Origin of the sequence: Photobacterium sp. GB-56, assembly GCF_003026105.1 — a bacterium.
Classification (GTDB): Bacteria; Pseudomonadota; Gammaproteobacteria; order Enterobacterales; family Vibrionaceae; genus Photobacterium.
In genome coordinates this window covers 78,132-103,995 of record NZ_PYNW01000015.1, presented here as the reverse complement: position 1 = coordinate 103,995, position 25,864 = coordinate 78,132, and the positions used below count along the sequence as shown (strand labels likewise).

The 25,864-nt window shown below is 40.7% G+C and carries 24 protein-coding genes; 15 read left to right on the top strand and 9 right to left on the bottom strand.

Annotated features, from left to right (window positions below; genetic code table 11):
- Positions 1 to 321: 321 nt before the first annotated feature.
- The 6 genes from C9J42_RS17415 to C9J42_RS17390 are packed head-to-tail and all read right to left on the bottom strand — an operon-like array spanning position 322 to position 7,902.
- Positions 322 to 2,148 (bottom strand): extracellular solute-binding protein, encoded by a 1,827-nt coding sequence (locus tag C9J42_RS17415; protein WP_107207689.1) that lies wholly within the window; start codon positions 2,146 to 2,148, stop codon positions 322 to 324.
- 52 nt (positions 2,149 to 2,200) lie between these two features.
- A complete protein-coding gene (locus C9J42_RS17410; protein ID WP_107207690.1) occupies positions 2,201 to 3,037 on the bottom strand; it encodes an ABC transporter ATP-binding protein in 837 nt (278 codons plus the stop codon).
- Positions 3,038 to 3,071: 34 nt separating this feature from the next.
- Complete coding sequence (locus C9J42_RS17405; protein WP_107207691.1) at positions 3,072 to 3,938, bottom strand: ABC transporter ATP-binding protein; 867 nt, start codon at positions 3,936 to 3,938, stop codon at positions 3,072 to 3,074.
- A 14-nt stretch (positions 3,939 to 3,952) separates the two neighbouring features.
- Positions 3,953 to 5,806: an extracellular solute-binding protein gene (locus tag C9J42_RS17400; RefSeq protein ID WP_107207692.1), complete on the bottom strand. Its 1,854-nt coding sequence runs from the start codon at positions 5,804 to 5,806 to the stop codon at positions 3,953 to 3,955.
- A 25-nt stretch (positions 5,807 to 5,831) separates the two neighbouring features.
- The gene (locus C9J42_RS17395; protein ID WP_107207693.1) at positions 5,832 to 6,875 is read right to left on the bottom strand and encodes an ABC transporter permease; all 1,044 of its coding nucleotides are present in this window, start codon (positions 6,873 to 6,875) and stop codon (positions 5,832 to 5,834) included.
- Position 6,876: 1 nt separating this feature from the next.
- Positions 6,877 to 7,902: an ABC transporter permease subunit gene (locus C9J42_RS17390; RefSeq protein WP_107207694.1), complete on the bottom strand. Its 1,026-nt coding sequence runs from the start codon at positions 7,900 to 7,902 to the stop codon at positions 6,877 to 6,879.
- Between the two features lie 793 nt (positions 7,903 to 8,695).
- Here C9J42_RS17390 and C9J42_RS17385 point away from each other — a divergent pair.
- The 7 genes from C9J42_RS17385 (at position 8,696) to C9J42_RS17355 (ending at position 16,400) form a co-directional block, all read left to right on the top strand.
- Positions 8,696 to 11,326 (top strand): TonB-dependent receptor, encoded by a 2,631-nt coding sequence (locus C9J42_RS17385; protein ID WP_107207695.1) that lies wholly within the window; start codon positions 8,696 to 8,698, stop codon positions 11,324 to 11,326.
- Between the two features lie 103 nt (positions 11,327 to 11,429).
- Positions 11,430 to 12,197: a DUF3450 domain-containing protein gene (locus tag C9J42_RS17380; RefSeq protein WP_107207696.1), complete on the top strand. Its 768-nt coding sequence runs from the start codon at positions 11,430 to 11,432 to the stop codon at positions 12,195 to 12,197.
- Positions 12,197 to 13,558 carry a MotA/TolQ/ExbB proton channel family protein gene (locus tag C9J42_RS17375; RefSeq protein WP_107207697.1) on the top strand — a complete coding sequence of 454 codons (1,362 nt, stop codon included), beginning with the start codon at positions 12,197 to 12,199 and terminating at the stop codon, positions 13,556 to 13,558. The genes C9J42_RS17380 and C9J42_RS17375 overlap by 1 nt, the downstream gene beginning before the upstream one ends.
- 9 nt (positions 13,559 to 13,567) lie before the next feature.
- A complete protein-coding gene (locus C9J42_RS17370) occupies positions 13,568 to 14,095 on the top strand; it encodes a MotA/TolQ/ExbB proton channel family protein (protein ID WP_107207698.1) in 528 nt (175 codons plus the stop codon).
- A gap of 26 nt (positions 14,096 to 14,121) precedes the next feature.
- Positions 14,122 to 14,529, top strand: a complete 408-nt coding sequence (locus C9J42_RS17365) for a biopolymer transporter ExbD (protein WP_107207699.1) — start codon at positions 14,122 to 14,124, stop codon at positions 14,527 to 14,529.
- A 4-nt stretch (positions 14,530 to 14,533) separates the two neighbouring features.
- Positions 14,534 to 15,172, top strand: a complete 639-nt coding sequence (locus C9J42_RS17360) for an energy transducer TonB (protein ID WP_107207700.1) — start codon at positions 14,534 to 14,536, stop codon at positions 15,170 to 15,172.
- Positions 15,173 to 15,185: 13 nt separating this feature from the next.
- Positions 15,186 to 16,400, top strand: coding sequence for a lipopolysaccharide assembly protein LapB (locus C9J42_RS17355; protein WP_107261076.1), 1,215 nt, complete (start codon positions 15,186 to 15,188; stop codon positions 16,398 to 16,400).
- 66 nt (positions 16,401 to 16,466) lie between these two features.
- On the opposite strand, the gene C9J42_RS17350 is transcribed toward C9J42_RS17355, so the two are convergent.
- Together C9J42_RS17350 and gmhB are read right to left on the bottom strand one after the other, a co-directional pair.
- The gene (locus C9J42_RS17350; RefSeq protein ID WP_107261070.1) at positions 16,467 to 16,715 is read right to left on the bottom strand and encodes a hypothetical protein; all 249 of its coding nucleotides are present in this window, start codon (positions 16,713 to 16,715) and stop codon (positions 16,467 to 16,469) included.
- A 215-nt stretch (positions 16,716 to 16,930) separates the two neighbouring features.
- Entirely contained in the window at positions 16,931 to 17,485 is a 555-nt protein-coding gene (gene gmhB, locus C9J42_RS17345; protein WP_107207702.1) for a D-glycero-beta-D-manno-heptose 1,7-bisphosphate 7-phosphatase, read from the bottom strand.
- Between the two features lie 261 nt (positions 17,486 to 17,746).
- Between gmhB and metN the strand changes: the two genes are divergently transcribed.
- The 8 genes from metN to C9J42_RS17305 all read left to right on the top strand — a co-directional run bounded on the left by metN (position 17,747) and on the right by C9J42_RS17305 (position 24,543).
- The gene (metN, locus tag C9J42_RS17340) at positions 17,747 to 18,781 is read left to right on the top strand and encodes a methionine ABC transporter ATP-binding protein MetN (protein WP_107247526.1); all 1,035 of its coding nucleotides are present in this window, start codon (positions 17,747 to 17,749) and stop codon (positions 18,779 to 18,781) included.
- Positions 18,771 to 19,457: a methionine ABC transporter permease gene (locus C9J42_RS17335; RefSeq protein WP_107207704.1), complete on the top strand. Its 687-nt coding sequence runs from the start codon at positions 18,771 to 18,773 to the stop codon at positions 19,455 to 19,457. The genes metN and C9J42_RS17335 overlap by 11 nt, the downstream gene beginning before the upstream one ends.
- 42 nt (positions 19,458 to 19,499) lie before the next feature.
- Positions 19,500 to 20,315, top strand: coding sequence for a MetQ/NlpA family lipoprotein (locus C9J42_RS17330; RefSeq protein ID WP_107207705.1), 816 nt, complete (start codon positions 19,500 to 19,502; stop codon positions 20,313 to 20,315).
- Between the two features lie 103 nt (positions 20,316 to 20,418).
- Positions 20,419 to 21,120, top strand: a complete 702-nt coding sequence (gene tsaA / locus C9J42_RS17325) for a tRNA (N6-threonylcarbamoyladenosine(37)-N6)-methyltransferase TrmO (protein WP_107302212.1) — start codon at positions 20,419 to 20,421, stop codon at positions 21,118 to 21,120.
- A 127-nt stretch (positions 21,121 to 21,247) separates the two neighbouring features.
- Entirely contained in the window at positions 21,248 to 22,963 is a 1,716-nt protein-coding gene (locus C9J42_RS17320) for a proline--tRNA ligase (RefSeq protein WP_107287847.1), read from the top strand.
- Between the two features lie 194 nt (positions 22,964 to 23,157).
- Entirely contained in the window at positions 23,158 to 24,015 is an 858-nt protein-coding gene (locus tag C9J42_RS17315) for a GGDEF domain-containing protein (protein WP_107207708.1), read from the top strand.
- Positions 24,016 to 24,148: 133 nt separating this feature from the next.
- Positions 24,149 to 24,355 (top strand): YaeP family protein, encoded by a 207-nt coding sequence (locus C9J42_RS17310; RefSeq protein WP_107207709.1) that lies wholly within the window; start codon positions 24,149 to 24,151, stop codon positions 24,353 to 24,355.
- On the top strand, positions 24,355 to 24,543 hold the full coding sequence (locus tag C9J42_RS17305; protein ID WP_107207710.1) for a DUF4250 domain-containing protein: 189 nt from the start codon (positions 24,355 to 24,357) through the stop codon (positions 24,541 to 24,543). Before C9J42_RS17310 ends, C9J42_RS17305 begins: the two co-directional genes overlap by 1 nt.
- Before the next feature lie 51 nt (positions 24,544 to 24,594).
- Here C9J42_RS17305 and C9J42_RS17300 read toward each other — a convergent pair whose 3' ends face one another.
- Positions 24,595 to 25,806, bottom strand: coding sequence for an aromatic amino acid transport family protein (locus C9J42_RS17300; protein WP_107261063.1), 1,212 nt, complete (start codon positions 25,804 to 25,806; stop codon positions 24,595 to 24,597).
- Positions 25,807 to 25,864: the final 58 nt, after the last annotated feature.

Genomic DNA, 25,864 nt, shown 5'->3' with positions numbered 1-25,864 from the left:
GAATTGACTGTGCTGATACTTACGTATCAATTGGTCACTAGTATCATTGATAAATCTTTCGACTTAACTTTTCAACGAGTGCCCACACAGATTGCATGGTCAAATTGTTAAAGAACAATACTGATTTGGTTGCTAGCCAATGGCTTGCTCCGTGTCAGTGAGGTCGCATTATAGGGAGATTTTATGTCCTGACAAGCCCCTGAAATAAAAAAAATACGCGAGTGGTCAACATTCAACCAAAAAAATATTAATTCGTATAAAAAACAAAAAAGCACGTAGTGTAATACGTGCTTTTATTTATCCTACGAACCTTAAATACGTTTAATTTGGCTTATATTTGTCATCGATTACGGTTTTAGAACCGAAACTATGATCTTTTTTAACTGCTGATTTCGTTTCTTTTTTTACGTCATTGTCGATCCAATACACGCCTAAATCGCGTAGGCCACCATGCGTAAATAACATTTGTGTTTTTTTCTGCATTGGCTGTTCTGGATATTTCATCCAACGCCAGTACGCTTCGCGTGTATAGGGAGCCATTAATCCAGGTATTACTACTGTTGCATCGTGAACAACGGCTTGTATCTGACGGGAGTACCTTTCTTTATCTTGAGTTGATAGCGCATTACGAAAGTTCATAATTAACTGATCCAATTCAGGAGTACTAAAATTAGTAAAGTTATTATTTTGGACTTTCCCTGCATTAGCACTATGAAAATACTCCCAATATTGAGGTTGCGGTGCTGTTCCCATTGAATGGAAAGACACATCATGTTTTTTCTCTAACGCATACTTAAATGCAGAAGAGCCATCAATTAAATTCATTTTAATTTCTAGCCCAGCTAATTTTGCTTGTTCTTTCAAATAAGCCAAACGAGGGGTTACCACTTGGTGGCTATAGGTAAAAGCAAAACTCAACCTTTGCTTTTGGTCATTGAGACGAATGCCATCAGAGCCAATAGTTGTAAACCCAGCTTTTTCAAATTCTGCGATCGCTTTGTTTGGTTCAAAAGGTAATGGTTTTAGCTCTTGATTACTAAAGTTACCCTGCCCGACCCCTAATCCATGAGGTTTACGTACAAAATCACCACGCAATACGTTTTTATTTAATCCATCAATATCTAAAGCATATGCAATACCAGTACGAACGTGGATATTATCAAGCATGGGTTTATCGGTATTTAACCAAAAACTTCCAGCCCCAAGTTCAGGCTCGCTGTATCCCCAAAATTTATGAATATAGCCATTTTTAAAAGGCTTGGTATCTGACTTTTCATGCCATAGCTCAGGACGTCCTAAATAAAATATATCTAGGTCACCTTTTTGAAAGTGCTTAAAGGCAATATCGCTATCACGAATGACTTTGATCCTGATTTTTTCTACATTATATCGGCCTTTATAATAGCGATTACCGTATCCCCACCAGTCTTCACCAACATGCTCCATGGTAATGGATTTACCTTTTTTGATCTTACCTACATGATAAGCACCCAGTGTCGGTTCCGCTTTAAAGTTAAAACGGCGCACGAAGTTATCATCAACACCATCGTTATTTTCATCTTTGGTTGGCGTATAAAAATGTTCAGGTCGAGGCTTTAAGCGATGAATACCATATAGCAGATCGGCTTCATCCTTCTCAGTAGCGAAAACAATCTCCAAAGTATGCTCATCCAGCGCAGTGATACGTTCAAAATATTCAGAATAAAATGTGTTGTACCAAGGATCGACAATATCTTTTGAAAGATAAAACGTTAGCATGTAAATATAATCAGATGCTTTGAGAGGCTTCCCATCTGACCATTTGGCTGCTGGATTTAACTTTACATAAATAGTCTTTTTGTCTTCACCAAAGGCCCAATGCGTTGCAAGATCAGGAATATATTTTTGTGTGTCAGGGTGGCGCTGAAGTAATTGCGGTTGTCCATCTAATAGCCAAACACGAAACTCACCGTTACCATCAGGTCCTACGGTTCGAAATGTTTGCGGAAAACTAGAGATATGGGTGCGCAACGTCCCTCCGAATTTTGCATCAGATGACGCAAAAAGAGGCTCGTTATTATTTGTAATCCACTCAACGTTTGAAGGTAACTCCGCCCACGATAAAGTAGGTAATAAGACTGCTGTGGCAGTTAAAATCTGTCTAATCATCGTTCATCCTTGAGCATTGCTTTCAATCACACTTTATTCGACATCATAACGATTAAGCGACGTCAGCTTTTTTTTCGTTATGCCTTTTTCTTTTCCTGTATTTTGGATGGGTGATTGGAATCGCTGATAGTAACGTTTTGGTGTAATCAGCCTGAGGATTCGCATAAATATCTTTTGCTTTCCCCATTTCAACAACTTTTCCGAAATACATCACGACAAGGTTATCTGATATATGTTTAACAACGGATAAATCGTGAGAGATAAAGATCATGGCTAGATTCATCTCTTTTTGTAACTGCAACAATAAGTTTAAAATCTGCGCCTGTACTGATACATCAAGAGCTGACACGGATTCATCACAAATGAGTAATTTAGGTTTGAGTGCTATCGCCCGTGCAATACCAATTCGTTGACGCTGACCACCAGAAAATTCATGAGGATAGCGATTAACTGAAGATTCCGGTAACCCCACTTTAATCAGCAATTCTTTAACCCACTTTTTTCGCTCTTCAGGTGTTCCTATTTTATGGATAACAAAAGGCTCTTCTAAGATCATGCCAATGGTATGGCGCTGGTTTAGTGATTCCATTGGATCTTGAAAGACAATCTGCATGTCTTTTCGAAGCGGTCTCATTGCCTTAGTAGATAGATCAGTAATGTCTTTACCTTCAAAAAAAATTCGTCCTTCTGTCGGTTCAAACAACTTGAGGATAGTTCGACCTAATGTACTTTTCCCACAACCTGACTCCCCTACAAGGCCAAGTGTTTCACCCTGTGAAACTGAAAAGGAAACGCCATCTACCGCTTTTATAGTGTAGCCTTTTTTGAAAATCCCTTTACCTGAAACAAAGTGCTGCTTGAGGTTTTCAATCCTTAAAATCTCTGACATAACATCACCTTAATATTAGACTATGAACGCTGGCTTAACCCTTAAACTCTGGAAACAAGGTGATATCAATCGGTTTGATTTCTATCGGTTGTTTGGGCTCACTATCCAGACTTGGCATCAATCCCATTAAGCGTTCGGTATAAGGGTGTTGAGGGTTATCAAATAGATCAAATATCTCGGCATATTCGACAACCTTTCCCCCATACATAACAGCAACTTCATCACAAATCTCAGCCACAACACCTAAGTCATGCGTAATAAAAATCATGGCCATACCCGTTTCTTCTTGAAGTTCATTCATTAATTCAAGAATAGACGCTTGTACCGTTACATCGAGTGCGGTTGTCGGCTCATCACAAATAAGTATGTCAGGTTTACAGGCCAGCGCCATGGCTATCATGACTCGCTGGCGCATCCCTCCAGATAAATTATGTGGATACTCGTTAAAACGTTTTTCTGGATAAGGGATCTTTACCTTATTTAGCATTTCAACTGAATAGGCAGTCCGCTGCGATTTATCGAGATCAGGACGATGCAGTTCCAACACTTCATTGAGCTGTCGTCCAATGGTATGAACAGGGTTTAACGCCGTCATTGGATCTTGAAAGATGATCGAGATTTTATTGCCACGCATGGCATACATTTCTTCTGCCGGCAAAGTGACCAAATCAGTACCACGGTACAAGATCTGGCCGTTGGTTATTTGCCCATACGGTTTGGGTAATAAACCCATTATGGACATAGAAGTGACACTTTTACCGCAACCAGATTCTCCAACTAACCCTAGCGTTCGGCCTTTATAAACATCAAAATTCACGCCATGAAGAATTTTTACCACGCCATCATCTGTCGAGAACTCAGTCTCTAAATCACGTACGCTTAAAATGATCTCATCTTGCATCATTCACTCCTACGTTATGGCTTATAGCTATCATCGATAATGACTACAGGATCAAAAGATTCCCCTTTTTTCATTGCTGTTTTGGTTTCTTTTTTCACATCAGAATTAATCCAGAATGTTCCCAATGTTAGATACCCACCATTAGAGAAAACATAATCCGTATCTTTCGTCATGACTGGCGAAGGGAATTGCATCCAACGCCAATAAGCTTCACGTGTGAAAGGAGCCATGTAGCCCGGTACTATTACATAGGCATCTGAAACCATTTTCTGAATATCATGGGAAATACTTTGTTTTTTCTTAGTATCAAATTCGGCAATAAAGGCAGCGATCTTTTTATCCATTTCAGGAGAACGATAATTAGTATGGTTATTGGTTTGAGGCTTTGCGTTTACCGAGTGTAAATATTCCCAGTAAGCAGGAATTTTACCGCCCCCCATCGTCAGATAAGCCAATTCATGTTTCTTTTCTAAGATATATTTGAATGCAGATGAACCATCAATTAGATTCAGTGTTAACTCTAACCCTGCCTGTTTTGCCTGCTCTTTTAAATATGCGAGACGAGGCGTTCGTGCTGGGCGACTATAAGTAACAGCAAACGACAAACGTTGACCTTCATCATTCATACGAATGCCATCAGCACCTACTGTTGAAAAACCGGCCTTTTCAAAGTAAATAATGGCTTTTTCTGGTTCAAACGTCGGTGGAGTTCGGGTAGGACTGTCGAAACCACCATGCCCCGTACCTAGACCATGCGGCTTACGAAGGTAATCACCACGTAATACATTTTTGATCAAACCATCATAGTCGGTTGCATAGGTAATTCCCTTACGGATATTCAAATCATCCAGTAAAGGCTTCGCAGTATTCATCCACAACCCACCAGCGCCCTGAACCGCTTCGTTGTAACCCCATAACTTATGGACGTAACCATTTTGATAAGCTTTTGTATTAGACTTTTCATGCCATAATTCAGGCTGAGCAAGAATGAATGAGTCTAAATCCCCTTTTTCGAAGTGTTTTTTAGCAATATCTTGATCGCGGATCACTTTAATACGGATCTTATCGACGTTATAACGATTTTTATAATAGCGATTGTTGTATCCCCACCACTCATCACCGACATGTTTAAAGGTAATGCTTTTCCCTTTTTTAACTTTATCAACGTAATAAGGCCCGGTTGTTGGTTCTGTCTTAAAGTTGTATTTACGAACAAAGTTATCGTCCATGCCATCATTATTTTCATCTTTTACTGATGCAAAATAATGTGCCGGACGAGGCTGTACACCATTACTTGGAAGAGACAACATGTAAAGTAATTCATCATCACTCTTCGCAACTTTTGAGGTAATAACAATGGTGTAATCATCAATTTTTTCAACATTTTCTATATGGTTGATAAAAAAATCATTATACCAAGGGTCAATGATATCTTTCGAACGGTAGTACTTAAGCATGAAGAGGTAATCCTCTGCTGTTACTTTTTTTCCGTCACTCCAACGTGCATTAGGATCTAGTTTGAAATACACCGATTTATGATCATCACCAAATGCCCATTCAGTTGCTAATTGCGGGATCCACTCACCAGTGGTCGGGTGAAGTTGGACTAACTTTGGTGCTTCATCCATAAAATATTGGCGAAGTCCTGAGTTAGCATCAGGCCCAACACTACGTAAAGTTTGAGGGAAGCTACGCATAAACGTACGGTATGTACCGCCACGCTGAGCATCTGGAGAGGCAAATAAAGGCTCATCAAGATTAGTTACCCATGTCATATCCGACGGTAACTGAGCCGCAAATGTATTGGGACTGATTGCTGCCATTGAAAGCGCTATCAAAGTAAGCGCACTGTATTTATTATTTTTCATATAACATCCTTGTTTCGCTATGCGACTAAACGTAACGAGTAAATCGTTTTGGGTCAAAAGCGGCACGAATGGCTTCGCCAATAAAGGTAACCATCACTAACACCAACACGATTGATGTTACAACTGAGGTCACAATCCATGGAGAGTCAAGGTTAGATTTTCCTTGCTGTAGTAACTCTCCCCAGCTTGGGGTTGGGGGCATTAAACCTAACCCTAAATAATCTAATGCCGTTAACGCGGTGATGTTTGCCGCAATGGTAAACGGAGCTAATGTCACGATCATTACCATCGTATTAGGTAGTATGTGGTTAAATAAAATCCTACCCGTTGAAGCGCCTAAAGCTTTAGCTGCCATAACATATTCACGTGCAGACTCTTTATAAGTCATGGTACGCATATACCAGGTCATCCCCATCCAACCAAATAAAACGTTGATGGCAACAAACAAAGTAAAGGTTGGCTGAGTGATCGAAACTAAAATCATAATCACATAAAGGAAAGGCACCATTGACCAGATTTCAATTAAACGTTGGACGAATAAATCGAACTTTCCACCAAAAAAACCCATCGCGCATCCTACTGCAGTGCCAATCGCATAAGAAATGGCCATGGTTAATAATGCAAATCCCATAGCGATACGAAAGCCGTATACCAAACGCGCTAAGATATCTCGACCAATAATGTCAGTACCTAAATAGTGTTTATTCTCGAAGTTTGGTGGGTTTGGCGGATAGTCGCCGGAAAAGTCCTGCTCATAGGCATTCCATGGTACTAAAGGCATAATGACAAAATTGTCTCCGCCCTCTTCTTCAAACGTTTTTTGAAGTAAACGGTAATCCGCCTCACTTGCTGTACCTTGACCAAAGTCCTGACCCAGTCGTACATCGGAAAACACAGGGAAACTATAATTCCCATTGTATTTCACGATCAGCGCTTTATTGTTAATGAGTAGCTCGGCAAATAATGACAGCGTGAGTAATACTGCTAAAATAATGAATGACCAATAACCTCGTTTAATCTCTTTAAAACGTTTGATCTTCTTTTGTGTTAATGGATTAATTTTCAACATATTAGGCTCCAAACTTCACGCGAGGGTCGACCAAAGCAACACAGATATCTGACAAGATATTTCCAACCAATAACATTGCAGCATTAACAGCAACAATCCCCATAACGACGGGGTAATCACGCTCCATGATCGACTCGTAGCCTAATAAACCAATACCATCAATATTGAAAATAACTTCAATAAGAAAAGATCCCGTCATAAAAAATAATAAGGAATTACCAAAGTGACTCGCAATCGGAATTAAACTGTTGCGTAAAGCATGCTTTCTTACCGCACGCTTAAAAGGTAATCCTTTCGCGATCGCTGTTCGGATATAATCTGACGACAAATTCTCCATTAGATTATTTTTCATCGTCATCGTTAACGTTGCAAAATCACCAATCAAATAACAAATTAATGGTAGAATCGCGTGCCACATGATGTCTTTAAAACGCTCGAAAAAGGTTTCATAATCTTCATAGTCATCACTAACAAAGCCCCCCATTGGTGTCCATTCCAAGTGATAACTAAATAAAGTGATGAGTAGTACACCAACAACATAACCGGGTAAGGCATAGCCGACGAAGATGAGAATAGAAGAGGAGGAATCAAACACCGAACCATGTTTCAGTGCTTTGTAGTAGCCAAGAGGAATAGAAATAAAGTAACTAATAAAGAACGTCATACCGCCATAAAATAATGAAACAGGTAATCGCTCTGCAATCATTTCAGAAACTGGTTCGTAATATCGGGTAGACTCACCTAAGTCTAACTGCACGAGGCGAAACAACCATTCTGAATACGCTTCCATCACGGGTTTATCTAGCCCATAAAACGCATTAAGTTCAGCCATTTGCTCTTCCGATAAAGCAGAATTTCCGCCAGCAGAAGACATAGCTGCACCACCATCACCTTGTGCTTGCATATTTGCCAACATACGCTCGACAGGACCTCCTGGCACAAAGCGAGTAATAGCAAAAATTAAAACCGTAATACCAAGAAAAGTAGGGATCACAAGCGCCATTCGGCGTAAAAAGTACGAAAACATGTCTTAACTGACTCCCTGTTAATTCATGCTGGTGATGATATACCAGCGATAATAATTTACATTTTAGTAACTTCACATTTAATGCACTGGTTCATCCTGAACAAGCAACATCACTCACCAACAGCATGTCTTACTATAAATATCCAACATAAATACAATGAATTACGAATAGCTTCAACCCAACGCTATAATCTTGTGCCATAAATGCCCCGAAAAGCACAAAACACAAAATGGAAACAAAAAAACAACATTTATCTGCTATTTAATCCATTTACATTCAGGATTAGGCACTTCTTCCCTTGTGAATATTACAAAAATATTGCATTTTTATGCATTTATTCTTATTCCTTAATCGGTCACATAGAGCATTAACCTAAAGAGTGGTCTAACCACAGCCCTATTATTCCGGCAACAACAGATCCTCTCGCTAAGAATCAACTAACTAACAAATGCATAAATAATCATTTAGCCAATATTGGTAACTTGTGCTACCTAAAAAATAAAAAGCAGTTCATTTAACTGGCTTTACTTGATATAGAAGGATATTGAGTCAATATTAAAATAACCACAATCAGGCAAATAAAATAGCACTAAAAGCCAGCTACTGATCTAATAATTAGAATTAAACACCAAATAAAATAAAAAATATGGATTTTATACCGTTTTGGGGTTTGGTGAATAATTCATCCTACTGGTTTGACTTCATATTTTCGCTTCGGTTATACCATTAATAACGTTAACAACCAGTTAACAGAAAAATAATTTATACCTAGGAAGATAATGGAGCGCATGGATGTATAAAAAAAATACAGCGTTGTCGGTTGCCGTCAGCCTAGCGCTAGGCTCATTGAGCGTAGCCCCTATGGTCGCCTATGCCGAAGAAGAAGTTGAAAAGCTTCAAAAAATGAAAGTAACGGGTTCACGTATTTCTCGTGTTGATATGGAAGAAGCGGAACCGGTTCAAGTACTTTCCTCTGATTATATTGAAAATACGGGATTAGTTTCACTTGGCGATGTCTTAAACCAAATACCAGGAGTTGGTGGCACAGTTCAGAGCTCTTCTGTCAACAATGGTAGTAATGGTGCAGCAACAGTTAACCTAAGAGGACTAGAAGCTAAACGTACTTTAGTTCTTGTTAACGGTCGTCGTATGGTAAATGGTGGTACAGGTGCAAATGCTTCTGTTGACCTTAATATGATCCCAACCGCGATGGTTGAACGTATCGAAGTGCTAAAAAATGGTGCATCGTCTGTTTACGGTTCTGATGCTGTTGCTGGTGTTGTTAACATTATCACTAAGCAAGACTACGAAGGCTTTGAAGTTAATGTAAAGCAAGGGGCAACCTCAAAAGGTGATGGTCAAGTCACTGATGTTAGTTTACTTGCAGGTTCTTCAAGTGATCGCGGTAATATCACTTTCTCTGCTGGCTACTCTGAAGAAAAGAAAATCATGGCGGGTGACCGAGGGTTTTCTAATACAGACATCATGCATGACGGTCTAGGTGGTACATACGTAGGTGGTAGTTCTGCTACACCATGGGGTTACTACGATGGAAAAACATTTGGTCCAGAAGGTGGCAGTTCGCTGCGTGATTTTTCTGCACCCGATGATTTATACAACTACGCGCCAGATAACTACTTAAAACGCCCATCGGAACGTATGTACCTAGCAACACAAGGAAATTACTTGGTTGCTGAAAATGACATTTTAGGTCCAGTGACGGCAAGTTTTGAAGCGCTTTATTCAAATTCAAAGTCAAACTACCTTCTTGCTGCTGAACCTATTTTTGGTGCATTCCAAGGGTATGGCCCAATCTCTGCTGACAATGAGTTTAATCCAACAGGTGCTGATATTACTGACTGGCGTCGACGTATGGTTGAAACCGGTGGTCGAAATCGCTCATTTGAATCAGATACAGCGCGCTTTGTATTCGCTTTAGACGGTGAATTTTCTAACGGTTGGATGTGGGATACTAGCTTTAACTGGGGTAAAACCAAAACTAACCAGCTTGAAAGCAACGTATTCATGAAAGATCGCGTTTCTAACGCTGTCGGCGCATCAGCAAACGGTCAATGTTTAGACAGCGATGGCACTGTTATTGCCGGCTGTGTACCGATGAATGTATTCGGTGAAGTTAGCCAAGCCGCTTTAGACTATGCGACATTCACTCGCCAAGATTCAGGGTATAACCAGCAACAAATTTTCGACTTTAATGTTACTGGCGATCTTTTTGAACACGAAATGGGTACCGTCGCCTTTGCGGCAGGTTATCAAACGCGTACTGAAAAAGGTGGCTCTCAACCAGATGCATTGGTCGTGCTTGGTAATGCTAGTGGTAACGCAGAATCGCCAACTGAAGGTTCATACAGTGTCGACTCTTTCTACGGTGAATTACTGATCCCTATCCTTTCAGATGTCACATTAGCTGATTACCTTGAAGCAAAAGTATCGGCTCGACATGATAAGTACTCATCGTTTGGTGGGGAAACAACGATGGGTTATAGCTTCTTGTACCAGCCAGTTGAAGATGTCCTGTTCCGAGGCACGTACAGTGAAGTATTTAAAGCACCGTCAATCGCTGAACTTTATGGTGGTTCAGCAGAAAGTGCGGATGTCTTAACGGATCCTACCGGTCAAGACTCAAGTGGACGATCTCAGTTCCCTGTATTCTATGGTTCTAATGAAGAGCTTAAACCAGAAGAGGGCCACACAGCTTCTCTTGGTTTAGTGTATTCACCATCATTTGTTGATGGACTATCAACCACTGTCGACTACTGGCAAATTGAGTTAGAAAACTTAATCGATAATATCGATCCTCAATTAATGCTTGATGAGTGTGCAACGTCAGGAAAGTACTGTGACAAGATCACTCGTTTTGCTAATGGTGATATTAAAGCTATCGATGCGCGTTTAACTAACGTCGGTAATTTGAAAACTGACGGTCTAGATGTAAATGTCCGTTACGCCTATGACTTTGACCCTATGGTACTGAGTCTAAACTGGGAAAATACATACGTTTTAAACTACGAACTGACTCAGTCTGATGGCACAGTTGAAGATTACAACGGTAAATTCATCAGTGATTCGATAGGTCTATTCTCAAAATTCCGTTCAACACTAAATGTTGGTCTAGCACAAGATGCATGGCGTGCTAACTGGACGACGCGTCTGATTGATGGTGTTGATTACGAACTACCAGGTACTGATAAAGAAACATATGACTTTAGCGTTCCAACCGTTGTTTACCACGATATAAGCGCTGCATATGCCTTTGATAATGGTATTACGCTATCTGGTGGTGTGAATAACTTATTTGATAAAGAGCCACCACTCATTCTAGATACCATCTCTGCTAACACAGATACAACAACCTATGATGTTGGCGGTCGATACTTCTACGCTAACCTAAACTTCAAATTTTAAAGTAACTAACTGATTAAGTTACTAATAAATTATAAATTTCCGGCACGATATATCGTGCCGGCCTTCCCCCTGACTGACAAGCCACACAAACAAGGATGTATCAATGAAATTAAAAACATTCGGTGTGAATGCCATCACCGCAGCCTTGCTCACTTTTAGTGGTGCAACTTTGGCATCAAATGCAGATGCTGTTATTTCAGCTCAAGCGAAAGCCGATAAATCAGCCCAAGTCTCGCAAAATAAAATCGATAAATATGCTGATAGTGCAGATGCGATGTTAGCCGAATACAAAGGCCTGCTTCGTCAAATTGACAGTATGACGGTCTATAACAAGCAAATTGAACGCATGGTGCTATCTCAACAAGAAGAGCTTAATTCACTCAACAATCAAATTGCTCAGATAGATCAAACAGCAACAGAGGTTGTGCCGTTGACGCTAAAAATGGTGACGGCTCTCGATGAATTTATCGCTCTAGACCTTCCATTCCAGCAAGAAAACCGTGAAAAACGCATTAATGAATTGAAGCGAATGATGGACCGCGCAGATGTCACTACATCTGAAAAGTTCCGTAAAGTGATGGAAGCATACCAAATTGAAGAAGGCTTCTCGCGCTCGATTGAGTCTTACAAAGCAAGCTTAGATCGCGATGGTGAAACCGTTACTTATGACTTTTTACGCATCGGTCGTACCGCCCTTCTTTATCAATCACCAGATGGTGGAGAAACAGGGATGTGGAATCAACAATCGGGCAAATGGGAAACTCTGCCAGAGAGTTACCGCATTGCTGTTCAACAAGGTATTCGAATTGCTAAGAAACAAGCACCACCAGCACTGATTAAGCTACCTGTATTCACTGGGGAGGATAAATAATGAAAGGATTCAAATCATTAGCAGCAGTTTTACTCGCCAGCCTTTTTATGGTCTCAAGCGCACAAGCTGAAGCACCTAAAAATCTTAATGAGCTTCTAAAAAGTGTTAAGTCTGAAAGTATTGTTGAGTCAAAAGAAAACAAAGCCCGTGAAGCTGAGTTTCTTTCAGATAAAAATAAACAGGCCGCATTATTACAACAAGCAAAAGCAAAATTACAAGCAGCAACCGAGCAAGGTGATCAATTAAAAGCCACTTTTGATGACAACGACAAACAATTAACAGAGTTAACAGAAACCCTGCGCGTGCGCTCTGGTACCTTAGGTGAAATGTTTGGTGTTGTTCGCCAATATGCGGGTGAATTTAAAGGACTCTTTCACGCGTCACAAAATGCAGTTCAGTTTCCTGAGCGCGATGCTTTACTGACAAAATTAGCTGAGAGTAAAGAGCTACCTTCAACTGAAGAGCTAGAGTCTTTTTGGCACACTATTTTACAGCAAATCATTGTATCAGGCGAAACGTCTACGACACCGGCAACCGTAGTGTATGGCGAAGGTAAAGAAGCAACGACTGACGTAACACTGCTTGGTGAGTTCAATGCTATTGCTGACGGTAAGTATGTTACATACGTACCTGAAACACAGAAATTTGAAGAGCTATCGCGCCAACCTGCTAACAATATTACGACATTAGTATCAGGTTTCGAGGCCAATAAAGACACTTACCAACCACTTTTCATTGACCCATCTCGTGGTGTCATTCTTTCACTACTGGTACAAAGCCCAACTGTTAAAGAACGAGTAGAGCAAGGTGGAATTGTTGGTTATGTCATCCTTGGTATGGGTGCGATTGGTGCATTAATTGCGCTAGTTTGTTACCTACGACTACTGATTATTGGCAACAAAATGCGTAAACAAGAAAAATCAGACACGCCGCTGAAAAATAACCCATTAGGTGAGGTGATTGAAGCCTACCAAGATCACAAAGGTGACAACCTTGAAGATCTTGAAGCCAAGTTGGATGAAATCATTCTACGAAACGCACCTCGTATCGAACGCTTTGTTGGCTCAATTAAATTGTTCGCCTCTGTCGCCCCACTACTTGGCCTACTGGGTACCGTAATGGGTATGATTGGTACTTTCCAAGCTATCACGCTATTTGGTACAGGCGATCCAAAACTGATGGCTGGCGGTATTTCTGAAGCCCTAGTAACCACAATGTTAGGTCTGGTTGTCGCAATCCCACTCCTGTTCCTATACACCTTGGTACACAGTAAGAGCCGTCGCTTGATCCAAACACTTGAAGAGCAGAGTGCAGGCTTTATCGCTCGTTACCAGGAAAAGCTACACAAAGCCCAAGATTAAGGAGGCGTTATGTGGTGGTTAATTGAAGAACTGGAGTCAATAAGACGCTTTCTAGGTATGGGTGGTGATGTCCTCATCGCCATCTTTATACTCAGTTTTATGCTTTGGATTGTTCTCCTTGAACGTTGGTTTTACTTCATCGCTGTTGCACCCAAAGCCGCGAAAAGTGCACTTAACAATTGGATGACAAGAAAAGATCACAACAGTTGGAATGCAAAAGCTATTCGTCAAGAAATTATATCGAAACAAGATATTGAAAATAAACGTGGCTTACCCGTTATCAAAGTATTGATAGCACTCTGCCCACTACTCGGTTTACTCGGGACGGTAGTTGGTATGATCCAAGTTTTTGATATTTTGGCCGTCGTTGGAACCGGGAGTCCTCGTGCTATGGCATCGGGTATTTCAAAAGCAACAATCCCAACACTTGCTGGCATGGTGGCATCGTTATCTGGACTATTTTTTAGTACCCGCCTTGATCATCAAGCAAAAATGACGACACAGAAGCTAGAAGACCAACTTAAGCATATTGCCTAAATTCAAAGGATTGAGAGGTATAGGTCATGAAAAGACGCTATAGCAGTGATAGCAGCGATGAAGCAGCTATCGATATGACACCCATGCTCGACATCGTATTTATCATGTTGATTTTCTTTATCGTTACAACATCGTTTGTAAAAGAAGCGGGTATCGAAGTCAGTCGACCAAGTGCAAATTCCGCGCAAGTGGTTAAGAAAGGTAACATCATGGTTGCCGTTGGTGCCGCAGGTGATGTTTGGGTCGATAAACGCCGTATTGAAGTTGATGCAGTGCGAGCCAATATTGAACGTCTACGTGCTGAAAGCCCTGATGGAGCGGTAGTCATTCAAGCCGATCAAGAAGCCAATGCTGGCGTGGTTGTAAAAGTCATGGATCAAATAAAAATGGCAGGTGTTGAAAATATCTCCATTGCCGCAACGAATAAGGATTAAGCCTATGCGGTATTTGGTCTCTATTGCACTGGCGCTCGTTGTCTCCCTCGGGTTGTTCTGGGGGATGGACAAGCTAGTAAATAAAGAGCGCCACGAGCTGACGTCGGATGAAGATCTTCGTATGGTTGACTTCATCCACGTTAAACAAAATGAAAAAATACAGGAGAAGAAACGCGAATTGCCAAAACCTCCGCCACCACCAAAACGCCCGCCACCGCCACCAGAAATGAAGGTAACGGCAACGGTAAAACCGGTGATGGAACAAATGCCAATGGACACGCCGCAGTTAAATTTACCCGTTAATGTAACTGGTGGTTCCGTGCTAGGGCATTACTCTCAAGGCGGTGGTGCACAAGCGGTTGGTGGTAACAATGGTCCAATTCCACTAGCAACATTTCAGCCTCAAATGCCTCGAAAGGCTGCACGTTCAGGGCTTGAAAAAGGGGTCGTGTTACTCGAGTTTGTGGTTAATGAGCGCGGCGCGGTTGAAAACGTAAAAGTTCTCAAAGAAACACCTCGTAAGCTTGGCTTAGGCAAAGCTGCGAAAAAAACTGTTTCTAAATGGACCTTTAAGCCCAAAATGGTTGATGGTAAACCAGCGAGTGCGAAGATGTCTCAAGAGATCGAGTTCTCAACCAATTAAGGAGTCAAACATGATGAAATCAATAAAACACATGCTGGCTTCTCTCACGCTTGCTGCGGGTGTGCTCTCTGCACCCGCAGTAGCCAATGAGAACCCGCAACTTTCAGATCGTACTTTTCGTACTGTGAACAAAGTTCAAGAACTCATTGCAGAGGAAAAGTACAACGAGGCCATTAGCAAACTAAATAAATCGTTAAGTAGTTCAAATAAGAAGAAGTATGACCGTGCCGTGTTATTGCAACAAATGGGATTTCTTTACTCTTTAAAAGATAATTACCCGAAGGCTGCCAAATATTTTGCTGACGCATTGAAAATGGATGCGCTACCAGTACCGGTGGCACAACAAGTTCGTTATAGCTTGGCACAGTTATATTTAGCAGAAGAGCAATACAAAAACTCGGTCAACACCATGAATACATGGTTTAAAGTTGCTAAAACGACCAAAGAAAAACCACCCGCGCATGCTTACATCACACTGGCAAGTGCTTATGTTCAAATGGGAAATTATAGAAACGCAATTGCACCTACAAAAAAAGCGATCTCAATGACGAAATCGCCGAATGAATCGTGGTACTTATTGCTAGTTTCATCCCATTACGAATTAAAGCAATACAAAAGTGTTGCGAGTGTCCTGAAAACCTTAACGAATAAGTATCCAACGAAAAAACGTTATTGGATGCAACTATCTGGGGTTTATATGGAGCTCAACCAGAATAAAAATGCGCTAGCGACTCTTGAAGCTGCTTACAAATTAGGTTTGTTAGAGGGAGAAAAAGAACACCTTCGCTTAGTAAACTTTATGGCATACCAAGGTATTCCCCACAGAGCAGCGAAGATAATGGCGCAAGAAATGGCAAATAATAACATTGCTCGTACTCATGCAAATATTGAGAAGCAAGCCAGTTTTTATCATCAGGCAAAAGAGCTAGATGAAGCCATCAGTACCTATAAGCAAGCTTTTAAAATTGCACCTTCAGGTAAACAACAAATCCGTATCGTTAAATTAATGATACAGGATAAGCAATTTAAGCAAGCAACTGCTTTTGCTAACAGTTCATCCAACGCTAAACGCGATGAAAAGGCTGAACTCGCTTACCTTAGGGGCATGGCTTACTTTGAATTAGATCAGCATCAAAATGCTTTAAAGGCGATGAAAACAGCTGCGCAGTCATCTTCGATGAAAAGCAGTGCTGAGCCATGGATTGCATTTTTAGAAGACCAAAGCTAAAGGTACCATCACCTTTCACTGTCGTGATCTTGTGTGAGTCAGTCACACTGTTTGGGGAAGTATTTATTACTTCCCCTTTTTTATCTCGTTAAGCACCGCATTTTGTGTGTCTGATAATGTTTGTTTCAACGTCTCAGCATTTTCTTGCTCAATGACAGCAACGACATTTACTTGCTGATCTGCAATTTGATGAAATTGAGAGAGATACCAATCACCACTTTCATCTGGTTCATTCGCATTAGTACTAAACGAGCTCACAACACTTATTGAAATTACAGCCGTTTTTATAGCATTAATAAGTACACGCCACATCATGAATAAATCCCCCTAAGAGCATTACTAATCAATTCATTCTGTAATCTGCAGAAATTGTACCAATCTTAAAAATGTTATTATTTCTAATGTTTTTGACAAAAAACGGGCTCAGTTAGTCTAACTCACTAAGCTAAATCGTTAACTTTTCGTTAAAACGACCAGTTATAGAGACAAAAAAGGCCGTTTAATAACGACCTTTATATAAGCACTCATTTCTATTGAATTGCTAACCACTCTGGTACATCAGCAATACTGTCTAACACCACGTTTGCTAACGCTTCACCTTCATCCGTGATCGGCTTACCTGTACGTACGAGCACTTTTAAAGCAACATCAGCAGCTGTGGCTGCTTTCATGTCATCCGCTTTATCACCAATCATCACAGATTGCGACATATCGATTTTCAAGAAATCGCGAGCTGAAATAAACATACCTGGTTTGGGTTTACGGCAATCACAATCTTGCAAGTAATCACCCTGCCCTTTTGTTGCATGGTGCGGGCAGTAGTAAATACCATCAAACTCAACGCCATTATCAACAAAATTCCAGTCCATCCACTCTGTTAATGAAGTAAATTCATCTTCACTAAACATACCGCGAGCGATACCTGATTGGTTAGTCACCAATACGAGTAGATAACCCATTTCTTTGAATTTTTTACATGCTTCAAATACCCCGTCAATGTATTCGAAATCATCAACGGTATGGACATAGCCGTGATCAACATTAATCACGCCATCACGGTCAATAAAGACTGCAGGTTTGGCCAAAAGGATAGCCCTCTTAAATCATAAATTTTTTAGATTATGGCACGAGTTAATAATGAAGAGTACTCGTTATTGATTAACGCTCACTACATAGCCGTTTGGACGTCTAGATGTAAAAATAGCTATTGACAGCTTTTATAATAGAACATAGCATCACAATTTCAGGTTAGTTACTTATTTAACCCTAATAAAACAAATAACCATAAATTTATACAATAGTTTTTCAAGATCATACAATAGTTTTATCTAGGAGCAGGACGTTCAATGATAGAAATAAAGCAACTCAATAAAGTCTTCTATCAAGGCGATAAGGCTATAAACGCATTAAGCGATATAAACCTTACAATTAAGCAAGGTACTATCTTTGGGGTTATTGGCTCATCCGGTGCAGGGAAAAGTACCCTCATTCGTTGTGTTAATTTGTTAGAGCGCCCTTCTAATGGTCAAGTGATTGTCGATGGTATCGATCTTACTACTCTATCGAACCAAAAACTCACTTTGGCTCGTCGTAAAATAGGCATGATTTTCCAACATTTTAATCTCCTTTCATCTCGCACAGTTTTTGATAATGTTGCTTTGCCTCTTGAATTAGCCAATACCAATAAAGCGATAATAAAAACAAAAGTGACAGAGTTACTGGCTTTAGTCGGTCTTGAAGATAAACACCAAAGCTACCCAGCAAATTTAAGTGGTGGACAAAAGCAACGTGTCGCGATTGCTCGTGCGTTAGCCTCTGATCCCAAAGTGTTACTCTGTGATGAAGCCACCAGTGCATTAGATCCTGCCACCACGCATTCGATTCTGGAGCTACTGCAAGAAATTAACCGAAAGCTAAACCTAACTATTTTGCTTATTACCCATGAAATGGATGTCGTGAAGCGTATCTGTAGTGAGGTCGCAATTATTGGTGACGGTAAATTAGTTGAACAGGGATCAGTCGGTGATATTTTCTCACACCCCAACACTGAATTAGCCAAAGACTTTATTCGTTCAACATTGGATTTGTCGATTCCAGCTGATTACCAAGCTCGTATGACGCCAACACAAGTTGAAAACTCATACCCTCTTATTCGTTTAGAGTTCACCGGTGCTTCTGTTGATGCGCCACTGATCAGCCAAGTAACACGTAAGTTTGGTTTAGATATCAGTATTCTCAGCTCGGATATGGATTATGCGGGAGGAGTAAAATTTGGACTGATGTTAGCAGAGTTTTTTGGTGATCAAGACTCTGTTGAGAATGCGGTCAATTTTCTACGTCAAAATAAAGTAAATGTTGAGGTGCTTGGCTATGTCGCTTAATGATTTAACCCTGTGGTGGCAACAAAATACCCGCCTGATTGATTTACTGATTGAAGCATTAGGACAAACATTAACCATGGTGTTTGTATCAGGGCTAATTGGTTTTGTTATTGGTATTCCTTTGGGTGTCACCCTTCACTTAACGAAGAAAAATGGCTTATTAGAAAATACCGTTGTTAATAACATCCTTGGCATTATCGTTAATATTGGCCGCTCTATTCCTTTTATTATTCTGCTGGTTGCGATCATTCCATTTACCCGCTTTGTCGTAGGTAGCTCAATTGGTACTGCTGCGGCGATAGTTCCTCTTGCTGTAGGAGCAATTCCTTTTATTGCTCGTTTAGTTGAAGGGGCATTGTTAGAAATTCCATCAGGCCTTGTGGAAGCAGCACAATCTATGGGAGCAACACCACTACAGATCATTAAGAAAGTGCTATTACCAGAAGCATTACCAGGCATCATCAATGCGGTAACGATCACCCTTGTTACCTTAGTCAGTTATTCCGCGATGGCGGGTACGGTTGGCGGTGGCGGTTTAGGTGATGTCGGTATTCGTTATGGCTACCAACGTTTCGATGGCACCGTGATGGCTATCACAGTCGTCGTTCTAATAGTACTGGTCCAAATTATTCAATCTGTCGGTGATTACCTCGTAAAACGTGTTGATCATCGATAATCAAAACACTTTAAGGAAAACCCCATTTTAAGGAGAAGTTGTATGGCGTTTAATCTAAAACATGTTTTTGCTCTTGCAGGTGTTGCTGCAGCCCTATCACTAACAGGCTGTAGTGAAAAAGAAGCCGTAGTTGATAATAGCAAGGTAAAAATTGGCGTCATGGCAGGAGCCGAAGAGCAAGTTGCTGAAGTTGCTGCAAAACAAGCAAAAGAAAAATATGGCTTGGATGTAGAATTAGTTTCTTTTACTGATTACGTATCACCGAATGCGGCATTAGAAGAAGGCTCTATTGATGCTAATGCTTTCCAACACAAACCATATCTTGATCAGCAAATTAAAGATCGCGGTTACAAGTTTGCGGTAGCGGGGAATACTTTTGTTTACCCAATCGCAGGTTACTCAAACTCAATCAAATCTGTTGATGAGCTAAAAGACGGCGATAAAGTGGCAGTACCAAACGATCCTACCAACCTTGGTCGTTCACTCTTACTTCTTCAACAGCAAGGCCTAATTAAACTAAAAGACGGTTCAGGTTTAACTGCTACAGTATTAGATATTGTTGAAAACCCGAAAAACTTAAAGATTGTTGAGCTAGAAGCAGCACAATTACCACGCTCTTTAGATGATGTGGCACTGGCTGTTATTAATACCACTTACGCAAGTAGCATTAACTTAACGCCTGAGCGCGACGGTGTGTTTGTAGAAGATAAAGAATCACCATATGTCAACCTGATTGTGTCTCGTGCAGATAATGTGAATGCGGAAAACGTGAAGAAATTTGTTCAAGCGTACCAATCTGAAGATGTATATAACTCTGCAAAAAATATCTTTAATGGTGGTGTGGTAAAAGGTTGGTAATCCCTCCTTTCCTGTAACCATATACTTATCGGGTAGGTCTCAGCACCTACCCTTTTTTATGCTATATTCTTAGCTCTTTTGGCTTCTTAATTGGCTTCATTCCATGTCTTATAACATCGAACCTATCGGCATTATCCACTCTCCCTATAAAGAAAAATTTGCTGTTCCTCGGCAGCCTGGGTTAGTGCCAAGTGCGCGTTCTGAAATTGTTTTACAAGGTGCTGCAAATTCATTAGAAGCGATAAGAGGCATAGAGCAATTTAGTCATTTGTGGTTATTATTTTTGTTTGATCAGAATTTAGATGCCGGATGGCGCCCAACCGTTAGACCGCCTCGATTGGGTGGTAATGAACGTATTGGTGTGTTTGCCAGCCGTGCCACATTCCGCCCCAATGGCATTGGCATGTCTGCGGTCGAATTAAAAGGCATTCGCCATGAAAACGGTAATGTGATCATTGAACTCGGTGGTGTTGATCTCGTTGATGGTACGCCTATTATCGATATTAAGCCTTATATCCCTTATTCAGACAGCTTGCCACAAGCACAAGGTGGATTTGCTTCTAACACACCGGATCTAATGCCCGTGTGTTTTAGTGAAACAGCGCTCAATCAACTACCAGCAAAAAACAAAAGCTATTATCAAACCGTGATCTGTGAAATTTTAGCGCAAGATCCACGTCCTGCTTATAAGAAAGGTAAGCCCGATCCAAAACAATATGCGGTGCATTTATTTGATTTTAATGTTCACTTCTCAGTAACAGAACAACAAATAACCGTTAATCAGATCGAGAAAGTTAATCAATAGCAGATCTTATACAGTTCTCTTTGGCGAATAACGTGTAGGCTGGTAATATATTCGGCTATCGTCAGATCACTGACGGGCGGGATTTATTCCTTCTTTTTTTAATTTAATTAATCAACGGATACCATCAATGCGTACCAGTAACTATCTTCTTTCTACTCTGAAGGAGACTCCAAACGACGCAGAAGTTATTAGCCACCAGCTAATGCTACGTGCAGGTATGATCCGTAAGCTGGCTTCAGGTCTATACACCTGGCTACCTACAGGTCTGCGTGTTCTGCGTAAGGTCGAAAACATCGTTCGCCAAGAGATCGACAATGCAGGCGCAATCGAAACCTTGATGCCCGTTGTTCAGCCGTTTGAACTATGGGAAGAAACAGGCCGCTCAGAAAAAATGGGCCCTGAACTACTTCGCTTTACTGACCGCCATACTCGTCCGTTTGTGCTTAGCCCAACAGCAGAAGAAGTGATCACAAGCCTAGTACGCAACGAAGTAAGCTCTTACAAGCAACTTCCGTTGAACCTGTACCAAATCCAAACTAAATTCCGTGACGAGCGTCGTCCACGTTTCGGCGTAATGCGTGCACGTGAATTCTGCATGATGGATGCTTACAGCTTTGACATTGACAAAGAAGGTCTACAAAAGTCTTACGATGCAATGCACGACGCTTACTGTAAAGCGTTCGATCGCATGGGTCTTGAGTACCGTCCAGTATGGGCCGACTCTGGCGCAATCGGTGGTAATGGCTCTCAGGAGTTCCACGTATTAGCAGAAAGCGGCGAAGACTTAATTGCATTCTCAACTGAATCTGACTACGCAGCAAACATCGAAAAAGCAGAAGCACTAGCCCCTGCTCACGAACGTGCAGCACCAACAGTGGAACTGTCTGTTATCGATACACCTAATGCGAAAACTATCGATGAGTTAGTTGAGCAACACGGTATTGCTATCGAGAAAACGATCAAGACCTTATTTGTTAAAGCTTCTGATGAAATCGATGCGCCTATCGTAGCGCTATTGGTTCGTGGTGATCACGAATTAAACGAAATTAAAGCTGAAAACCTAGACTGGGTTGCTTCTCCACTTGAAATGGCAACTGAAGAAGAAATTCGCCAGTTCGTTAACGCAGGTCCTGGCTCACTTGGTCCTGTCGGTCTTGAGCTTCCATTTATCGTTGACCGTACTGTTGCTGTAATGAGCGATTTTGCTGCAGGCGCAAACATCGATGGTAAACACCATGTTGGTATCAACTGGGGCCGTGACGTTGAGCTAGATCGCGTTGAAGATCTACGTAATGTAGTTGAAGGTGATCCAAGCCCATGTGGCCAAGGTACATTGATGCTAAAACGTGGTATCGAAGTGGGTCACATCTTCCAGCTAGGTAATACATACTCTGAGAAGATGAACTGTGGCGTGCTAGATGCTAACGGTAAAAACACCATTCTAGAAATGGGTTGTTACGGTATTGGTGTATCACGTGTTGTGGCATCAGCTATCGAACAGAACCATGACGAAAACGGCATTATCTGGCCAGATGCGCTTGCACCATTCCACGTTTCTATTGTTCCTATGAACATGGCGAAATCAGAAGAAGTAAAAGAAGCGGCAGAGAAGCTATATGCCGATCTAACTGCTGCTGGTATTGAAGTACTGTTTGATGATCGTAAAGAACGCCCAGGAGTCATGTTTGCAGATCACGAACTACTAGGTATTCCACATACTATCGTTATTGGTAACCGTAGCCTTGAAAACGGTGAGATGGAATATAAAAACCGTCGCACAGGTATCAAAGAAGCCGTTGCTGTAAATGATGTTGTTGCGTTTATTAAGCAAAAAATGGCTTAAGTAAAAAGCTAATAACATATTGAAAAAGCTGTCGTTATGGCAGCTTTTTTTCTATTCTTTATTTTAAAAAAACATTTTACTCACTCCCATTTTTTTATGTAACAGTAAATATCCGTTACAATCTTGCCGTTATCATTGATCTGCTCAAAATATGCCCTATAGTGACAAATCAAATAGTTATTGATCTTGTCGTAATGGAACAGGCTTTATTTAATCGATCTCATTCCTCACCTTCCCCTAAGCTAAAGCAAAAACCTTTAGCTGCGGATCAACGTCTGTTGATCCTGCAAAAACTTCAAGGGAAGCTGGAGATCCAAGCGTTATTTCAACCTCTCTGCAGAGAGCTAGATAAACAAATTGATATCGCTCGTTTAGTCTGGACCCTTGATGAAACTACAACATTGATCCGCCAAGGAAAACCGACACCTCATCAAAACAGCTTTGCTTTACGCTTTGGTGATAACTCTTTAGGCTCACTTCATTACTCCACTCTTTATCCGTTAGATAACGACGAAATAAGCCTATTACATACCTACCACCGTTTATTTGCAGGCCCTCTATTTAATGCGATTGAATATCAAAAAGTAAAACATATGGCACTGAAAGATAAACTTTCAGGGCTATGTAATAGAATGTGTTTTGAGCAAGATATTCATCATGCTATTGCGATGAGCGAAAAACGAGATGTGGAGTTGGTACTGTTTATTTGTGACTTAGATAATTTTAAACAAGTGAATGATAACTTTGGTCATCTTGATGGCGACAAAGTCATTAAAGATTTTGCTAATGCACTGAAGTTTGCAACGCGCACTTCAGATCGTTGTTATCGCATTGGAGGTGATGAATTTATTATTTTACTTCAACCTGCCAGTGCTCGCTCTGAAATAAAAGTGGTATCACGGATCAACCAATATATTCAACAAAGCCCAATCTTGGGTATCTTAAATATTGGATTTTCTTATGGCACAGCGACCTTTAATAAAGGTGATTCTATGCTGTCTTTGATTGAACGTGCCGATCGTAAACTTTATCATCACAAGCGTAATAAATAATCATCTCGTTGCGCTAAGCACCATAAATCCTACGTTTTTATTTTATTTAACGCTATGATGATCACGTTAATAGTGAGTATATTCGAAGTGAGCCCCTACATTCTCTTCGAATACTTTCTAGAAAGGATGAATGATGCAAATTTATCAATGCTGTGAGCTTATCCGAGCAACTTACGCGCAAATTGGTAGTGGTGATCAAGGTTATATTCCTGCGGCTATTAGCTGTGCAATTAAAACCTTCAATGATATTGCCGAAGATACCAATTTACCGCTTGAAGTCCGTGAGCGTGCAGCGTTTGCTGCAGCAAACTTATTAATCAGTGATCATGAGGACAAATAATGGATTTAGCTAAATTTGAAAGCATGGATCCCATCATGTTAATGAGTATTGTCAACATGAAGATCCGTGATGACTTTCAAGATCTCGATGAACTCGTTAAATTCTACGAGATTGATCGCCAAAAGCTGATCGATAAACTTGCAAGTGCTGGCTTTGAATACTTGCCTGAAGTTAAACAATTTCGCTAAACAAAAAACGGAAGCTTAAAGCTTCCGTTTTATTTTTAGGTTAAACCCGTATTAGCCTTTAAAGATCGGCAGTAAATTTGCCATCGCCATAATGTGGAAGATTGCGGTCACCACACCAAAGCCAATCACAACATATACCGTCACATTACCGCCAGGCACAACAAACCCATCTTTCTTTTCTTTGCATTGACGAGTCTTTTTCGCTAATAAAGCAGGAATAATACACGCCCAAATCGTTGCAGCAGCACCGGCTAAACCAATCGCAGACAAGAAACCCAGTGGTGCAAATAATGAAAGGATCAGCGGTGGTAAGAAAGTGATAGCCCACGTCTTCAAGCGTCCTTGTTTTGAATCTTCAAAGCCAAATAAATCGGCCAAATAATCAAAAACCCCCAAACCAACTCCGATAAACGAAGAAACAACAGCGGCAATCGAAAAAATACGGATTGCTTGTTTAATGCTGTTTGAGTCAATAACGCTATCAAGTGCTTGCGTTAAAGCATCAATACCACCACCAGCCGAAACCACAGGACCAAATGCATCACGAGGTAAGTTGCCAAAAATACAAATCACCCACACTAAATAGAAACCTAACGCGATAAATGTGCCACCTAGAATCGCATTTTTAGCTTGGTATTCATCGCGGTAATAGTCGCGCATTGTGCTCACCGAATGGTGGTAACCAAAAGAAGTTAATGCTATAGGTAATAGTGCTAACGCATAAGGAGAATAGCTGGCATGTAAGTGAGTTGTATCCAGTAAAACAGGAACTTTGATATGCGTCGCTAGTCCTGAAATTCCAATTAAGAAACTCACCAACATAAAAACAATCAGTAAAATAGAAATACGATCAACCGCACGCGTTGAGTGCAGAACAAAGGTTGAACTGATTGCGACAAATAAAATAGAAGCTAACTTACTATCAATCCCTAATATATTACTAAAAATCATACCTGATGATGAAATATAGGCATAAAGCAAAATACCACCAACAAAGTATAATGACAGATTATTAATAATATTAATTTTAGTATTAAGTACATCTTTTGTGATGGTATTAAAAGACACTTTAAAATCATAATGCTTAAGCGCTTCTAATAATAACCAGCCTGATAATGTCATCATAACCATGGTTAAAGATATTGCAATAACGCTCCAGAATGTCCATGCACCCGCCCCAGCACTCGGTAAACCTAACATGCCCGCGCCTACACAAACGCTTGCAATAATACACGCTCCGCCAAGTGTCGATGGTTTGCTCATTTCTTTCCCTTCCAACTATCGTATCAGTAGACTAGTACACTAATACCTTTTGTATTTT

Coding starts and splice junctions, on each gene's coding strand:
- C9J42_RS17415 (WP_107207689.1), bottom strand. CDS start 2,148: ATGATTAGACAGATTTTAACTGCCACAGCAGTCTTATTACCTACTTTA.
- C9J42_RS17410 (WP_107207690.1), bottom strand. CDS start 3,037: ATGTCAGAGATTTTAAGGATTGAAAACCTCAAGCAGCACTTTGTTTCA.
- C9J42_RS17405 (WP_107207691.1), bottom strand. CDS start 3,938: ATGCAAGATGAGATCATTTTAAGCGTACGTGATTTAGAGACTGAGTTC.
- C9J42_RS17400 (WP_107207692.1), bottom strand. CDS start 5,806: ATGAAAAATAATAAATACAGTGCGCTTACTTTGATAGCGCTTTCAATG.
- C9J42_RS17395 (WP_107207693.1), bottom strand. CDS start 6,875: ATGTTGAAAATTAATCCATTAACACAAAAGAAGATCAAACGTTTTAAA.
- C9J42_RS17390 (WP_107207694.1), bottom strand. CDS start 7,902: ATGTTTTCGTACTTTTTACGCCGAATGGCGCTTGTGATCCCTACTTTT.
- C9J42_RS17385 (WP_107207695.1), top strand. CDS start 8,696: ATGTATAAAAAAAATACAGCGTTGTCGGTTGCCGTCAGCCTAGCGCTA.
- C9J42_RS17380 (WP_107207696.1), top strand. CDS start 11,430: ATGAAATTAAAAACATTCGGTGTGAATGCCATCACCGCAGCCTTGCTC.
- C9J42_RS17375 (WP_107207697.1), top strand. CDS start 12,197: ATGAAAGGATTCAAATCATTAGCAGCAGTTTTACTCGCCAGCCTTTTT.
- C9J42_RS17370 (WP_107207698.1), top strand. CDS start 13,568: ATGTGGTGGTTAATTGAAGAACTGGAGTCAATAAGACGCTTTCTAGGT.
- C9J42_RS17365 (WP_107207699.1), top strand. CDS start 14,122: ATGAAAAGACGCTATAGCAGTGATAGCAGCGATGAAGCAGCTATCGAT.
- C9J42_RS17360 (WP_107207700.1), top strand. CDS start 14,534: ATGCGGTATTTGGTCTCTATTGCACTGGCGCTCGTTGTCTCCCTCGGG.
- C9J42_RS17355 (WP_107261076.1), top strand. CDS start 15,186: ATGAAATCAATAAAACACATGCTGGCTTCTCTCACGCTTGCTGCGGGT.
- C9J42_RS17350 (WP_107261070.1), bottom strand. CDS start 16,715: ATGATGTGGCGTGTACTTATTAATGCTATAAAAACGGCTGTAATTTCA.
- metN (WP_107247526.1), top strand. CDS start 17,747: ATGATAGAAATAAAGCAACTCAATAAAGTCTTCTATCAAGGCGATAAG.
- C9J42_RS17335 (WP_107207704.1), top strand. CDS start 18,771: ATGTCGCTTAATGATTTAACCCTGTGGTGGCAACAAAATACCCGCCTG.
- C9J42_RS17330 (WP_107207705.1), top strand. CDS start 19,500: ATGGCGTTTAATCTAAAACATGTTTTTGCTCTTGCAGGTGTTGCTGCA.
- tsaA (WP_107302212.1), top strand. CDS start 20,419: ATGTCTTATAACATCGAACCTATCGGCATTATCCACTCTCCCTATAAA.
- C9J42_RS17320 (WP_107287847.1), top strand. CDS start 21,248: ATGCGTACCAGTAACTATCTTCTTTCTACTCTGAAGGAGACTCCAAAC.
- C9J42_RS17315 (WP_107207708.1), top strand. CDS start 23,158: ATGGAACAGGCTTTATTTAATCGATCTCATTCCTCACCTTCCCCTAAG.
- C9J42_RS17310 (WP_107207709.1), top strand. CDS start 24,149: ATGCAAATTTATCAATGCTGTGAGCTTATCCGAGCAACTTACGCGCAA.
- C9J42_RS17305 (WP_107207710.1), top strand. CDS start 24,355: ATGGATTTAGCTAAATTTGAAAGCATGGATCCCATCATGTTAATGAGT.
- C9J42_RS17300 (WP_107261063.1), bottom strand. CDS start 25,806: ATGAGCAAACCATCGACACTTGGCGGAGCGTGTATTATTGCAAGCGTT.